The organism is Streptomyces sp. NRRL F-5630, assembly GCF_000719475.1.
Classification (GTDB): Bacteria; Actinomycetota; Actinomycetes; order Streptomycetales; family Streptomycetaceae; genus Streptomyces.
Genome location: NZ_JOGO01000110.1, coordinates 1 through 13,358, shown reverse-complemented (window position 1 = coordinate 13,358; position 13,358 = coordinate 1). Strand labels below are relative to the sequence as shown.

Annotated in this window: 10 protein-coding genes, 1 tRNA gene and 2 pseudogenes; 3 read left to right on the top strand and 10 right to left on the bottom strand. The window is 73.0% G+C overall.

All coding sequences use genetic code 11. The features are described from left to right. The coding region (locus IF99_RS0128675; RefSeq protein WP_037827918.1) for a HelD family protein at positions 1-2,077 on the top strand (2,077 nt) is incomplete at its 5' end. A gap of 16 nt (positions 2,078-2,093) precedes the next feature. On the opposite strand, the gene IF99_RS0128670 is transcribed toward IF99_RS0128675, so the two are convergent. From IF99_RS0128670 to IF99_RS0128640, 7 genes and pseudogenes are all read right to left on the bottom strand, one after another. Next, the gene (locus tag IF99_RS0128670; protein ID WP_031001034.1) at positions 2,094-2,624 is read right to left on the bottom strand and encodes an O-acetyl-ADP-ribose deacetylase; all 531 of its coding nucleotides are present in this window, start codon (positions 2,622-2,624) and stop codon (positions 2,094-2,096) included. Beyond that, a complete protein-coding gene (locus IF99_RS0128665) occupies positions 2,621-3,352 on the bottom strand; it encodes a class I SAM-dependent methyltransferase (protein ID WP_078655328.1) in 732 nt (243 codons plus the stop codon). Before IF99_RS0128665 ends, IF99_RS0128670 begins: the two co-directional genes overlap by 4 nt. A gap of 9 nt (positions 3,353-3,361) precedes the next feature. Beyond that, on the bottom strand, positions 3,362-4,582 hold the full coding sequence (locus IF99_RS0128660; protein ID WP_078655327.1) for a translation initiation factor IF-2: 1,221 nt from the start codon (positions 4,580-4,582) through the stop codon (positions 3,362-3,364). 364 nt (positions 4,583-4,946) lie between these two features. Beyond that, positions 4,947-5,165, bottom strand: a complete 219-nt coding sequence (locus IF99_RS33020) for a DUF397 domain-containing protein (protein ID WP_078655326.1) — start codon at positions 5,163-5,165, stop codon at positions 4,947-4,949. An 82-nt stretch (positions 5,166-5,247) separates the two neighbouring features. Beyond that, a pseudogene (locus tag IF99_RS35865) lies at positions 5,248-5,490 on the bottom strand (Scr1 family TA system antitoxin-like transcriptional regulator); the annotation flags it as partial. A gap of 194 nt (positions 5,491-5,684) precedes the next feature. Continuing rightward, positions 5,685-5,758, bottom strand: a tRNA-Pro gene (locus tag IF99_RS0128645). 91 nt (positions 5,759-5,849) lie between these two features. Then, entirely contained in the window at positions 5,850-6,788 is a 939-nt protein-coding gene (locus tag IF99_RS0128640) for a metallophosphoesterase (RefSeq protein ID WP_031001024.1), read from the bottom strand. A gap of 74 nt (positions 6,789-6,862) precedes the next feature. Between IF99_RS0128640 and IF99_RS0128635 the strand changes: the two genes are divergently transcribed. Continuing rightward, positions 6,863-7,330 (top strand): GatB/YqeY domain-containing protein, encoded by a 468-nt coding sequence (locus IF99_RS0128635; RefSeq protein WP_031001022.1) that lies wholly within the window; start codon positions 6,863-6,865, stop codon positions 7,328-7,330. A 220-nt stretch (positions 7,331-7,550) separates the two neighbouring features. On the opposite strand, the gene IF99_RS0128630 is transcribed toward IF99_RS0128635, so the two are convergent. Then, the gene (locus IF99_RS0128630; RefSeq protein WP_031001021.1) at positions 7,551-9,830 is read right to left on the bottom strand and encodes a transglycosylase domain-containing protein; all 2,280 of its coding nucleotides are present in this window, start codon (positions 9,828-9,830) and stop codon (positions 7,551-7,553) included. 388 nt (positions 9,831-10,218) lie between these two features. On the opposite strand from IF99_RS0128630, the pseudogene IF99_RS35285 reads away from it, so the two are divergent. Then, a pseudogene (locus tag IF99_RS35285) lies at positions 10,219-10,530 on the top strand (WhiB family transcriptional regulator); the annotation flags it as partial. 340 nt (positions 10,531-10,870) lie between these two features. On the opposite strand, the gene IF99_RS0128620 reads toward IF99_RS35285, so the two are convergent. Both IF99_RS0128620 and IF99_RS0128615 read right to left on the bottom strand, forming a co-directional pair. After that, complete coding sequence (locus IF99_RS0128620) at positions 10,871-12,220, bottom strand: ArsA family ATPase (protein WP_031001015.1); 1,350 nt, start codon at positions 12,218-12,220, stop codon at positions 10,871-10,873. Further along, the gene (locus IF99_RS0128615; RefSeq protein ID WP_051703747.1) at positions 12,217-13,221 is read right to left on the bottom strand and encodes an ArsA-related P-loop ATPase; all 1,005 of its coding nucleotides are present in this window, start codon (positions 13,219-13,221) and stop codon (positions 12,217-12,219) included. Before IF99_RS0128615 ends, IF99_RS0128620 begins: the two co-directional genes overlap by 4 nt. Between the last annotated feature and the right edge of the window lie 137 nt (positions 13,222-13,358).

Below are 13,358 nucleotides of genomic sequence, written 5' to 3'. Positions count from 1 at the left end.
CTCCGCCCCCCTCCTCGCCGCCCGCGCCCACCACGCCCGCTGCCGCGCCGCCGTCGAGGCCGAACGCGAGGCCGCCCACGACCACGTCGTCACAGGTGCCACCGTCTCCGCCTCCGGCGCCGACGCCGAGGTGCTCGGCCGCGCCCTGCGCGGTCACGCCCGGGACCTGGACGAACTCCCCCCGGGGCCCCTCTTTTTCGCCCGTATCGACTTCGCCCCGGACCCGGTCAGGGCCGGCGACCACGCCGGGCAGCGCTACCACCTCGGCCGCCGCCGCGTCTCCGAGGACCCCACCGTCCCCCCGCTCGTCGTCGACTGGCGCGCCCCCGTCGCCCGTGCCTTCTACCGCGCGAGCCCCGCCGAGCCCTACGGCCTCGACCGCCGCCGCCGCTTCGGCTGGGCGCCGGGAACGGACGGCTCCGACGACGCCCTCACCGCGTACGAGGACGAGTATCCGGAGCCCGCCCAAGCCCCCGCCCCCGCCGAGGCCCCCGCCCCCGCTGGGGTACCGGACGCCGCCGGAGCCCCCACCAGCCGCACGAGCCCTCTCCTCCTCGCCGAGATCGAGCGCCCCCGCAGCGGCCCGCTCCGCGACATCGCCGCGACGCTCCAGCCCGAGCAGGACGCGCTGGTCCGGGCCCCGCTCGACGTCTCGGTCTGCGTGCAGGGCGCCCCGGGCACGGGCAAGACGGCGGTCGGCCTGCACCGCGTCGCGTACCTGCTGTACGCGCACCCCCGCCGCCTGAGCCGCGCGGGCGTCCTCGTCCTCGGACCGAACCCCGCCTTCCTCCGCCACATCGCCGAAGTCCTGCCCGCGCTCGGCGAGTCAGGCGTCCGCCACTCCACCCTCACCGGCCTCCTCGACCACGGGCCCGCCCGCACCACGGACCCCGCGCCCGCCGCCCGCCTCAAGCACGACCCCCGCCTCGCCACCCTCCTGCACCGCGCCCTCCACGCCCTCACCGCCGCACCCGAGGACGCCGACGCCTCCCTCACCGTCCCCGACGGCTCCGCGCTGTGGCGCGTGAACGCCGAGGCCGTCCGTGAGGCGCTCGCCCCGATCCGTACCGCGGTCGGCGACGGCACGCTCCCCTACGACGCGGGCCGCGAGCGCTTCCGTGCCCGCCTCCTCGCCCTCGTCCGCGCCCGCGCCGAACGCCGCGCCGGTCCCCGCACCGCCGCGTGGGAGCGCCGCGTCGCCCACGGTCGCCCCGTCCGCACGCTCCTCGACACGCTGTGGCCGAGGGCCCGTCCGGAGGACGTGCTGCGTGCGGCGCTGGCCCAACCGGAGCTGTATGCCGACGGGTTGCTCGACGCCGCCGAATGCGAGGCGCTGCGCCGCCCGGCCACGAGCCGGGCCCGTACGACTGCTGATCTCGTGCTCCTGGACGAGGTGGCCGGACTGCTCGCGCACCCGCCCGCCTTCGGGCACATCGTCGTCGACGAGGCGCAGGATCTCTCCGCGATGGAGTGCCGCGCGATCGCCCGCCGCCTCGGCGCGGCGGGATCCCTCACCGTCCTGGGCGACCTCGCCCAGGGCACCACCCCGTGGGCCGCCCGCGACTGGCCCACGCACCTCGCCCACCTCGGCCGCCCCGCCACCAAGTACACCGAACTCACCACGGGCTACCGCGTCCCCGCCCCCGTCCTCGACCTCGCGAGCCGCCTCCTCCCGCGCATCGCCCCCACCCTGCGCCCGCCCCGCTCACTGCGCGCCGACCCGGCCGCGCTCACCACGACGCGCGCCACGGACACCATGACACTCGTCGCGGCGGTGCGCGCAGCTCTCGAACGCCCGGGAACGGTCGCGGTGTTGTGCGCGGACGATGCTCCGGTACGGGCCGTGCTCGACGCGCACGCCCTCTCCCGCACCGACCGCCTCACCCTCGTCCCGGCGCGCCTCGCCAAGGGCCTGGAGTTCGACCACGTCGTCCTCCTCGATCCCGCAGCCGTCCGCGCGAGCGCCCCGCGCGGCGAGCAACTCCTCTACGTCGCCCTGACCCGCGCGGTCACGAGCCTCCACATCCTCCACGGGAGCCCGTCACCGCTGGGCGCGAGCGCCCGGTACGACCCGTGACGGGCTCCCGGCCCGCTCAGCCTTCCGCCACCGCGTCCCGCAGCACCTCGTACCCCGGCTCGTCGAACCCGACGAGCCGGATCTCCGTGACGCCTGTCGGTGTGGCGCGCAGCGTGCGGACCGCGATCGCGGCGGCCTCGTCCGCCGGGAAGCCGTAGATGCCCGTCGAGATGGACGGGAAGGCGATGCTGGTGACGTCGCCCAGCGCGTCGGCGACCTCCAGGCAGCGGCGGTAGCAGGAGGCGAGCGTCTCGCGCTCGCCGTTGCCGCCTCCGTGCCAGACCGGGCCCACGGTGTGGATCACGTGGCGGACCGGCGGTGAGAGCCGGAAGGCGGGGGTGGCCTTGGCGTCACCGGGTTGGCACGGCGCGATGTCCCGCCCGGCACGGGCGAGTTCGGGCCCGGCGGCGCGGTGCAGGGCACCGTCCACACCCCCGCCGCCCTGCAACGAGGAGTTCGCCGCGTTCACCAGCGCGTCCACGTCCTGGCGGGTGATATCCCCGCGCACCACTGTCAGTTCCGGCCGCTTCCGCTCCGTATCGCTCATGACGCCGATCCTGCCACTCGGGCCGCGCGACGGAACAGCACGAACCCCTGCGGCGTTGCTTCCCGGTCCTCCGGCTGCCGCACGACGCGGGCCGTCTCGGTGAGCCCGTGGCGGCCGAGGATCGCGCACAGTTCGTCGACCGGCCGCCGGTAGACGGGCAGCCGGACGGGGCGCCCGTACGCGTGCAGCAGCCAGCTCGCCGGAGCCGATCCGTCCGGCCCCACCTTGAACGCGACGCACAACACCCCACCGGGCGCGAGCACACGCGCGAACTCGGCCGCCATGGCGTCGACTTGCTCGTCGGAGGAGTGCACGGTCGAGTACCAGGCGAGCGCTCCGCCGAGCACCCCGGTCGCGAGCGGCAGCCGCGTCATGTCCCCCGCGGCGAAATCCACGTGAGCATGATCACGCGCGGCGACCCGCAGCATCCCCGGCGAGAGATCCACCCCCACGACGGACACCCCGAGCCCCCGCAGATACCCCGCCACCCGCCCGGTCCCGCACCCCAGATCCCCGACGACCGCCCCCGCCGCGACCGACGCGGCGACGACCCCCAACACCGCCCGCTCCCAAAGGGCTTCGGCCTCCATCCCCTGCCCGACCAGCTCCGCGTAACTCTCCGCGACGGTGTCGTAGGAGCCCCGCACGGCGGGACCCCCTTCGGGAGCGACCAGGGACCCCACGGTTTTCTCGGCGGAAGTGACGGCACGGGGCGGCGGGAAGCTCATGCGGGGAGGCTACGGGAGCGCCCCGCGCCCCGGCGCGAATCCCGCCACTCGCCGTGCGACGGGCCCGACTGCCGTGCTATCCGTCGCCGGGACCCCTGCGTGCCCTAAGGAAGGGCGAGCGAAGGCCGCCTTCTCCCGTGGCCCGGAGCGGCAGTCGCGACAGCGCCCCGGCTTTGGGGCGCGGAAGACCCGCTCGCAGCCGTCACAGGTGTGGAACGGGTGGACGGCGGGTGCTGCGGGGGCAGTTGGGGTGGAGGACCGGGGCGGCGCGGCCAGCGGGGTGTCCCTGAGCCGGAAGGCGAGGAGCGCGGCGGGACGGCTGACGAAGTGGTCGGGAAGGCGTTCGGTGAGGACGTCAGCGATCCGGCTCGCGCTGAGTCCGGAGGCGAGCCAGCGGCCGATGGCGGGACTCAGGTCCGCCGCGTCGCGCTCGGAGAGCACGAGGCGCGGATCGCGGCGCCGGAGCGAGGCGAGCACGAGGAGGGCGCGTGGATCGACGGCGTCGAGCGGCACGGGTTCACGTTCACCAGGGACGGACGGATGCAGAGGGATGGCAGCGGCGCGAGCCCCGCTCTCATGGGCCCGGGAGGAGACCGCTGCCGCAATGGGCGCCGACTCGCCGGTCCGCGTGCGGGCTCGTCCCTCGTGCCGGGGCGACCGTCCGCCGGTGCGCTCCGCACCCTCCCGCTGCCGCACCCGACGCCGCGCCCCACTCCCGCCGCCGACCGGCACGTCGTGCAGGTACGTGCACGTACGGAACCTCCCCGACGCGAGCCGCACGCGCCGCCGCTCCAGGTAGCCCGCCGCCTCCAGCTCCCGCAATGCCCGGGAGATGAGGACCTCGCCCTCGGTGAAGTGGGCGCGGAGCGCGGCGATGGACACGGGGGCGCCGTCGGGCAGCGAGAAGATGTACGCAGCGACGCCGACCGTGACGGCGCTGCCGCGCCGCTGGAGGAGGGCGTTGGCGAGGACCGTGAAGCCGCTGGTGAGCCGGGTGCGGACGTGGAGGACGCCGGAGCCGGGGTGGGAGTCGTCGGGGGCTTCGGCGGCCTGGTGCGAGTCAGCGGGGCCGCCGGTGCCGGGACGTGGGTCGGCGGGAACCCCGGAGGGGTGGCGCGGCGTGGTGGCGGCACCCAAAGCAGGGGTGGGGGCGGTTTCGGCGGGGGCCGTGGAGCCCGGTGAAGCCCCGGAAGGGGCGCAGGAGGGCGCGTTAAACTGCGTGTCAGCCATCGGGAAGGTTGGTCTTCCTGGGTGGTCAGGCCCTCGTCCGGGATTGCCGTCCCGGCGGGGGCCGTTCTGTGTGCGGTTGTCGGGGCGAACGTAGCCGCCTGTGCGAGCGGCGTGCAAGCCACTCACCCGTACGGGTGAGCCCCGCGCCGGCGCCCGCGCGAGGCGGGCGGGAGGGCGGGAGTTCTTTCCCTCGGTCCTTTCAGGAGACCGGCGGCACACCGGGACCCGGCGGATGGGGTCCCGGGCGACGGGTGGCGGTGGACGGAGGTCCCGGTGCGCCGCGCTGCGGCCGGGCAGACGGCTGCGGGGCCGCTCGCGCACGTACGCGCCACCGGCCCCGCGCCATCCACTTCCCACCTGAACGTCAGCCCGCCGGGCCGCCCTTGACGTCCGAGACGAACGCGCGCCAGGAGGCGGCCGCGAAGGTGAGGACCGGCCCGTGGGGCGCGGCCTTGCTGTCACGTACCGGTACGACGGCCGCGAGCCCGTCGGCCACCTCCACGCAGTCGCCGCCCTCCTGGTTGCTGTAGCTGCTTCTGCGCCAGGCGGCGCCGGTCAGCCGGTGCCGGGACCTTCGCTCCACGGTGGTGGTCCTCCCTCACGGAACGGATCATGTCGCGCGATATGAGCGGGGGCAGTGCCACCGCCCGCAACCGATCGTAGGCCAGCGCGAAGGCCCTGACCTCGTCCGGTTCTTCGATGAGTTGCCCGTAGTGGGCCCCTTCGGTGTAGGCGATCTCGGAGCCGTCGGGCATCGTCAGCAGGGTGAGCGAGCCGCCCATGACGTCGTGCGCGCCCTGGTCGAACGGCAACACCTGAAGGGTGATGTGCCGCTGGGCAGCCGCTTTGCGGAGCGCGGCCCACTGCTCGGCGACGACCTCGCTCCCACCGACGGAGCGCCACAGCACCGCCTCGTCGAGGACTGCCCGAGGAGGTGTACCGCACGCAGATCCGCCCGGTCATCCAGACCGGGGCCGCCGCCATGGGCGAGACCTCCGGGACGCCACCGCCCCCGGAGCGGTAGTCACGCAGATAGACACGCATAACGAATCAGAGGCACCGACTCACGTGAGTCGGTGCCTCTGATCTGCTGTTTCAGCTGTCGGGGTGGCGGGATTTGAACCCACGACCTCTTCGTCCCGAACGAAGCGCGCTGCCAAGCTGCGCCACACCCCGGTGTCGTCGGCGACTGGTCACTCGGTGGTGATGTTGTCGTGGCGACAACCGATACTTTAGCCGACTCCGGGCCCAGGGCGAAATCCGGTTCTCAGGCCGCAGGGGTCAGGGTGAGGAGGCTGGCCTCGGGGGGGCAGGCGAAGCGGACGGGGGTGTAGCGGTTGGTGCCGCAGCCCGCGGAGACGTGCAGGTGGGCGGTGTGGCCGGCGGTGGTGTGGGTGGAGAGGCCCTTCACACGGTCCGTGTCCAGGTCGCAGTTGGTGACCAGGGCCCCGTAGAAGGGGACGCAGAGCTGGCCGCCGTGGGTGTGACCGGCCAGGATCAGGGGGTAGCCGTCGGCCGTGAAGGCGTCCAGGGCGCGCAGGTACGGGGCGTGGACGATGCCGAAGGAGACGTCCGCGGCCGGGTCGGGGCCGCCCGCGACCTCCGTGTAGCGGTCCCGCTTGATGTGCGGGTCGTCGATGCCCGTCAGGCCGATGCGGCGGCCGTCGATCTTCAGGGTGCCGCGGGTGTTGGTCAGGTTGAGCCAGCCCGCCGCGTCGAAGCCGTCCCGCAGTTCCTCCCACGGGTTGTGCACCACGTTCTGGGCGGGAGCGTTGCCGTTGAGGCCGTGCGCGCCGCGCGCCTTCTCCAGGAGGTAGCGGCCCGGGTTGCGCAGCCGTGGCCCGTAGTAGTCGTTCGAGCCGAAGACGTACGCGCCCGGGAACTCCATGAGCGGTCCGAGCGCGTCCAGGACCTCCGGTACCCCCTGGGGGTCCGAGAGGTTGTCGCCCGTGTTGATCACGAAGTCCGGGCGCAGTCCGGCGAGCGACTGGAGCCAGCGGCGCTTCTTCTTCTGGCCGCACACCATGTGGATGTCCGAGACCTGGAGGACGCGCAGCGGACGCATTCCCTCCGGCAGGCAGGGGATCGTGACCCGGCGCAGCCGGAACGACCTCACCTCGAAACCCGCCGCGTAGACGAGGCCGGCCGCCGCCGTCGCCCCGATTCCCGCCGTGATGCCCAGGGGTACCTTGAATCGCGCGCGCATGACCTCATCGTGTCAGACGCGGGGCCCCCGGATATCCGGAGGGCTTTCCCGCGACCACCTGAGACACTGGCCGCATGAGCACCCTCAAGTCCACCCTGCGCGACGACCTCCAGACCGCCATCAAGGCGCGTGACGAGCTGCGGTCCGCGACGCTCCGGCTGACGCTCACCGCGATCAGCAAGGAAGAGGTCTCCGGTACGGAGGCCCGCGAGCTCTCCGACGAGGAGGTGCTCCAGGTGCTCGCCAAGGAGGCGAAGAAGCGGCGCGAGGCCGCCGACGCCTTCGCCCAGGCGGGCCGTACCGAGCAGGCCGAGCGCGAGCAGGCCGAGGGCGAGGTGCTCGCGCACTACCTGCCCCGCCAGCTCGACGACGCCGAGCTGGACCGGGTCGTCGCCGAGGCCGTCGCCGAGGCGCGCGCCAACGGGGCCGAGGGGCCCAAGGCGATGGGGCAGGTCATGAAGATCGTGGGCCCGAAGGTCAAGGGTCTCGCCGAGGGCGGTCGCGTGGCCGCCGCGGTGAAGAAGGCGCTCGCCGGGGGCTGAGCGGTACGCACGCGGGAAGGCCCCGCCCGGAGTTCCGGGCGGGGCCTTCGTCCAGCCGCAGCAAGGCGGCGCGGGCACGTATCAGGGTCGCCGGCTTAAGGCGTCGGGCGTCGGGGGTCCGGGGCAGGGCATCCGTCCGGGCCGCGACGCCCGGTCCGGGCTGCCGCCCCCCGCCCCGCCGGAGGCGCCCCCCTCACCCCGGCTCCGGCGGCCGCCTCGCTCAGTGCCCCCAGCCGCCCCCGCGCCCGTTGCCGTTCCCCGGGCCGCCGCCCTGGTTGCCGAAGATGAAGCCGCCGTTGTCCGGCTTGCCGCCGCCCGGGTCGCCGCCCTGGCCGCCCTGGCCGCCGCCCTCGTCGCCGCCCTGGCCCCCCTGGCCGCCACCCTGGTCGCCGTTGTTCTCGTGCTTGTCGCCGCCCCCGCCCGGCTTCTTCTTGTCCTTCTTCTTGTCGGGGATGTCGATGAGGTGGAAGTCCTCCGTCGGCTTGCCCGCGAGTGCCCCGGTCATCGCGTCGCGCCAGATCGGGCCGGGTACCTGGCCGCCGAACACGTACTCCTGGTAGACGCCACCGATCGTGATGTCGTGCATCTCGACCTCCTGCGAGGCGCTGCCGACCCAGACGGCCGCGGCGAGGTTCGGCGTGTAGCCGGCGAACCAGGCGTTCTTCCGCTGGTCCGTCGTACCGGTCTTACCGGCGCTCGGGCGGTCGCCGAGACCGGCTTCCTTACCCGTACCGGAGTCGATCACGCCGTTGAGGAGCGTGGTGATCGCGTCGGCGGTCTTCTCGGACATCGCCCGCTGGCACTGCGACTTCGGCACCGGCACCGGCTTGCCGTTCATGCCGGTCACGGAGTTGATCGCGACCGGCGTGCAGTAGGTGCCGCGCGAGGCGAAGGCCGCGTAGGCGGAGGAGAGCGTGAGCGGGGAGAGCGTCGCGGAGCCGAGCGAGATGGAGGGCTGCTGCGGCAGCTTCTCGCCGTTGCCCATGATGACGTGCAGCTTGTCCGTCATCTGCGTCACGGGGCAGATGCCGACCTCGGAGATGAGCGAGACGAAGTAGGTGTTGATGGACTTCGCCATCGCCTCCTTCATCACGTACGGGCCCTTCTCGGACTCGTTCTCGTTGTGGACCGTGGCGCCGTCGTTGTTGGTGTACGTGCCCTCGCACGTCGACACCGGGCTCGGGTAGTCCATCTTGTACGGGGAGGGGTACTCCTTCGTCGGCGGCATCCCCTTGTCGATGGCGGCCGCGGCGACGAAGGGCTTGAAGGTCGAACCGGTCTGGAAGCCGTAGGTCGAGCCGCCCATGTCGTGGTCGACGTTGTAGTTGATCAGCGTCTGGTTCTTGCCGGTGCCGTACGGGGTCGCCTGGCCCATCGCGAGGACCTTGCCCGTGCCGGGCTCGACCAGGGTCCCGGCGGCGGTGACCGGGTCGGTCTTGTAGACGTGCTTGCTCAGGGACTGCTGGAGCGAGTCCTGCGCCTGCGGGTCCAGCGTGGTCCGGATCGTGAGACCGCCGCGCTTCCAGAGCGCGAGCCGGTCGTCCTTCGTCTTGCCGAAGGCCGGGTCCGTGAGGAAGACGTGCTCGACGTAGTCGCAGAAGAAGCCCGCGCCGCGCGAGGCGGTGATGCAGCCGGAGCGCTGCGGCGTGACCTTGAGGCCGAGGGGCTTGGCCTGGGCGGCCTTCGACTCCGCGGGGGTGATGGCGTGCGTATCCGCCATGCGGCGCAGCACGGTGTTGCGGCGCTGGGTCGCTTCCTGCGGGTCGTTGACCGGGTCGTAGCGGGTCGGGGACTGCACGATGCCCGCGAGGAGCGCCGCCTGGTCGAGCGTGAGGTCCTTGGCGTGCGTGGAGAAGTAGCGCTGGGACGCGGCCTCGACCCCGTAGGCGCCCTGGCCGAAGAAGGTGATGTTGAGGTAGTTCTCCAGGATCTTCTTCTTGCCCAGTTCCTTCTCGATCTGGATCGCGTACTTCAGTTCCTGGATCTTGCGGCCCATCGTCTGCTGGGTGGCCTGGGCGACCTTGTCGGGGTCGTCGCCGGCCTCCTCGACGAAGACGTTCTTCACGTACTGCTGGGTCAGGGTCGAGGCGCCCTGCGCGACGCCGCCGCTCTGCGCGTTCTGGTTGACGGCGCGCAGCACACCCTTGAGGTCGATCGCGCCGTGCTCGTAGAACCGCGAGTCCTCGATCGCGACGAGCGCCTTCTGCACGTACGGCGACATGTCCTTGCGGTCCACGACGGTGCGGTCGCGGTAGAAGACGGTGGCGATCTCACCGCCCTTGGCGTCGAGGATCTTGCTGCGCTGGGTGAGCGGCGGTCGCTTCAGATCGGCGGGGATCTCGTCGAACTCCTTCACCGTCCCCTTGGTGGCGAGCCCGAGCGCTCCCACACCCGGCAGGGCGATGCCCGCGAGCACTCCGCCCGCGAGAACACTGACTCCGAGGAACCTGGCGGCCAGCTGAACCGGGGAGAGCCCACCGCCCGCGCGCTTCTTTGCCATGGGGGCACCCTACGTTCTGATTCCCCGGACAACGGCACATCCCTTGGCCTAAGCTCTTCCCGACTGTCACGACGGCCCCTTCTTCCGGCCGAGTGGACGGAGTGCGCACGCCGCACTGCCGCACGCCCTGCCGGATTTCGCCTCGTACGTCCCTTCTCGCCCCTTTCGAGGGGGGCGAACTGTCCCGTAGGTACTGAAAGGGACGTATGTCGTTCGCTCACTCCGTTGGGTGATCTGCCGCATGCGCATAGTCCGTTCGGGCCATCCAAGATTGGGCCCGAAGGGGGTGTTGCGCTGTGCCCACCTTCCGTAACGTCCTGCATTGGCGGCGGTGAATATGCCGCTGCCGCCGTGGGGGAGCCTCGATTCGGGAGAGGACGGCGCCGGCATGGGCTGGGTTACCGACTGGAGTGCGCAGGCAGCCTGCCGCACTACTGATCCGGATGAACTGTTCGTACAAGGAGCAGCGCAGAACAGGGCCAAGGCGGTGTGCACGGGATGCCCCGTGCGCACGGAATGCCTGGCCGACGCGCTCGACAACCGCGTCGAGTTCGGCGTCTGGGGAGGGATGACCGAACGGGAGAGGCGTGCGCTGCTGCGCAGGCGCCCCCTGGTCACCTCCTGGCGTCGTCTGCTGGAGACGGCACGCAGCGAGTACGAGAGGTCCTGCGGGCCGCTCGGCGAAGACGCTGACGAGCTGGACTTCGAGGAGATGGAGGCCGAGGACGCCGGAGACGTCGCGGCGGACGCGGGAGACCGCCGGTACGCGGCGGAGCCGGGGGACCGGCGCTACGCGGCGGACGCGGGAGACCGGCGGTATGTGGCGGGCCCCGGGGGTCGGCGGTACGCGGCGGTCGGCTAGACCGGAGCGTCAAGGAGCGGGGAGCGCAGGCGGGTTGAGCGCGCGTACAGGTCGCGGGGGGCTGTACGTGCGGACGGGCGCCGACGGGTCGCGGGGCGTGCCCACGCGCCGGTCCGGGTCGCGCCCGGTGGCGAAGGGCCGTACTCGTACGGGTCCTTCGCCTCGTGGTGCCGCGGCCTCAGTCCTCGCCCGCCAGCCGCTGCGCGACCGTGCGCAGGCCCGTGAGGTCGTGGACGTCGCCCGCCAGCGCGGGGACCTCGACGACCGGGACCTCGGGGTGGAGCGCGGTGAAGCGGTCGCGGGTGCGCGCCTCGCGGTCGCGCCGACGGGCGCGCTCGGCGTGCAGGCGCAGCAGACCGGCGGCGAGGGTCGCGGCTTCGGGGAGCGGGGCTTCGGGTGGCGTGCCTCCGGCGGCTGCCGGTGACGCGTCCGCGTTTCGCGCTCCTGCCGGGTCCGCAGCCTTGGGCGCGAGGTCCGGGTATTCGCTTGTGACCGGTGAATCGGCTGGACCCTCGGGGGAGTTGAGGGCGCCGCCGGTGGTGTCCCGGGGGTTACGCAGACCAGCTTTCCCGGCAGGCTGATCCACAATGCCGAGGTCTTCAAGATTTTCCGCCGCGCTCAGCGCGCGCTCCGCGGTGAGCCCCTCGGGGCCGCCGCCGTGGACGCGGTTGAGGACGAGACCGGCGAGCGGCATCCCGTCCTCGGCGAGCCTGCGGACGAAGTAGGCGGCCTCGCGCAGCGCGTCGCGCTCGGGCGCGGCGACGACGAGGAACGAGGTCCCCGGCGCCTGGAGGAGCTGGTACGTGGCGTCGGCGCGGGCGCGGAAACCACCGAACATCGTGTCCATCGCGGCGACGAAGGTCTGCACGTCGGAGAGGAACTGGCCGCCGAGGAGCTTGCCGAGCGTGCCGGTCATGAGCGACATCCCGGCGTTGAGGAACTTCATGCCCGCGCGCCCGCCCGCCTTCGCCGGGGCCATGAGGACACGCAGGAACTTCCCGTCGAGGAAGGAACCGAGGTTCTTCGGGGCGTCGAGGAAGTCGAGCGCGGAGCGCGAGGGCGGGGTGTCGACGACGATGAGGTCCCACTCCTCACCGGCCCGGAGCTGGCCGAGCTTCTCCATCGCCATGTACTCCTGCGTACCGGCGAAACCGGCCGAGAGCGACTGGTAGAAGGGGTTCTCCAGGATCGCGCGGGCCCGCGCGGGCTCGGCGTGCGCCTCGACGATCTCGTCGAAGGTGCGCTTCATGTCGAGCATCATCGCGTGGAGTTCGCCGTCGCCCTCCGTTCCGGGGACGCGGCGCGGGGTGTTGTCGAGCGCGTCGATCCCCAAGGACTGCGCGAGGCGGCGCGCCGGGTCGATCGTGAGGACGACGGCCTTGCGCCCGCGCTCGGCGGCGCGCAGCCCGAGGGCCGCCGCGGTCGTCGTCTTGCCGACGCCGCCGGAGCCGCAGCACACGACGATGCGGGTCGCCGGGTCGTCGATGAGGGGATCGATCTCCAGGGCGGGGGCGGGGTCGAGACTCACGGTGTCCTCCTCTGGGTCTCCTCCGTCACGCCCTGGCCGGGCAGGTCCTCCGTCACGCCCTGGCCGCGCAGGTCCTTCGCCATGCGGTAGACGGCGGCGAGGTCCATGCCGTCGGGAGCGAGGGGCAGTTCATGGACGGGACGGCCGAGAGCGGCGAGGCGGGCGCGCTGCGCGGTCTCCAGGGCGTGCCGCTCCCCGTACTCCTCGCCGAGCGCGAGCAAGGGCCCCGCGAGTGTCCCTGCGCGCGGGAGCCCGGCGGCGGTGAGGGCGGCTTCGAGCGCGGCGCGCGGGACGTCCCGCGCGAGGACCTCGGGGGCCAGCGGCGCCGGACGGACCATGTTCACGAGGACCCGGCCCACCGGGAGCCCCGCGCCGCGCAGCTCCGCGATCCCGTCCGCCGTCTCCTGCACCGGCATCTCCTCCAGGAGCGTGACGAGGTGCACGGCGGTGCTCGGGGACTTGAGCAGGTGCATGACGGACTGCGCCTGATGGTGGACGGGGCCGATCCTGGCGAGCCCGGCGACCTCGTCGTTGACGCCGAGGAAGCGCGTGATCCGCCCGGTGGGCGGGGCGTCCATCACGACGTGGTCGTACACGTGCCGCCCCTGCTTGTCCTTGCGGCGGACGGCCTCGGCGGCCTTGCCGGTGAGGAGGACGTCGCGCACGCCGGGCGCGACGGTCGTCGCGAAGTCGATCGCGCCCATCTTCTTCAGGGCGCGGCCCGCGCTGCCGAGCCGGTAGAACATCTGGAGGTAGTCGAGGAGCGCCAGCTCGGGATCGATCGCGAGCGCGAAGACCTCGCCGCCGCCGGGCGCGACGGCGATCTTGTGCTCCCCGTACGGCAGCGGTTCGGTGTCGAAGACCTGCGCGATGCCCTGTCTGCCCTCGACCTCGACGAGGAGGGTGCGCCTGCCCTCGGTGGCGAGGGCGAGCGCGAGCGCGGCGGCGACCGTCGTCTTGCCGGTCCCGCCCTTCCCGCTGACGACCTGGAGCCTGCTCACAGCGCGAGCCTAGAACGTCGCGGGGCGCGGCGGGCGGCCGGGCGCGAAGTGGCGCGAAGTAGGGGGCGCGAAGGGGGAGCGCGGGGGGCCGGGGGAGGAGGTGCGGGGGGTGGCGGTGAGCGGGGGGCGGGGTGAGC

What these genes read in the sequence shown, in the direction of transcription:
- IF99_RS0128630 (WP_031001021.1), bottom strand. Translation starts at nt 9,830, where the DNA reads ATGGCAAAGAAGCGCGCGGGCGGTGGGCTCTCCCCGGTTCAGCTGGCC.
- IF99_RS0128640 (WP_031001024.1), bottom strand. Translation starts at nt 6,788, where the DNA reads ATGCGCGCGCGATTCAAGGTACCCCTGGGCATCACGGCGGGAATCGGG.
- IF99_RS0128670 (WP_031001034.1), bottom strand. Translation starts at nt 2,624, where the DNA reads ATGAGCGATACGGAGCGGAAGCGGCCGGAACTGACAGTGGTGCGCGGG.
- IF99_RS0128635 (WP_031001022.1), top strand. Translation starts at nt 6,863, where the DNA reads ATGAGCACCCTCAAGTCCACCCTGCGCGACGACCTCCAGACCGCCATC.
- IF99_RS0128665 (WP_078655328.1), bottom strand. Translation starts at nt 3,352, where the DNA reads ATGAGCTTCCCGCCGCCCCGTGCCGTCACTTCCGCCGAGAAAACCGTG.
- IF99_RS0128660 (WP_078655327.1), bottom strand. Translation starts at nt 4,582, where the DNA reads ATGGCTGACACGCAGTTTAACGCGCCCTCCTGCGCCCCTTCCGGGGCT.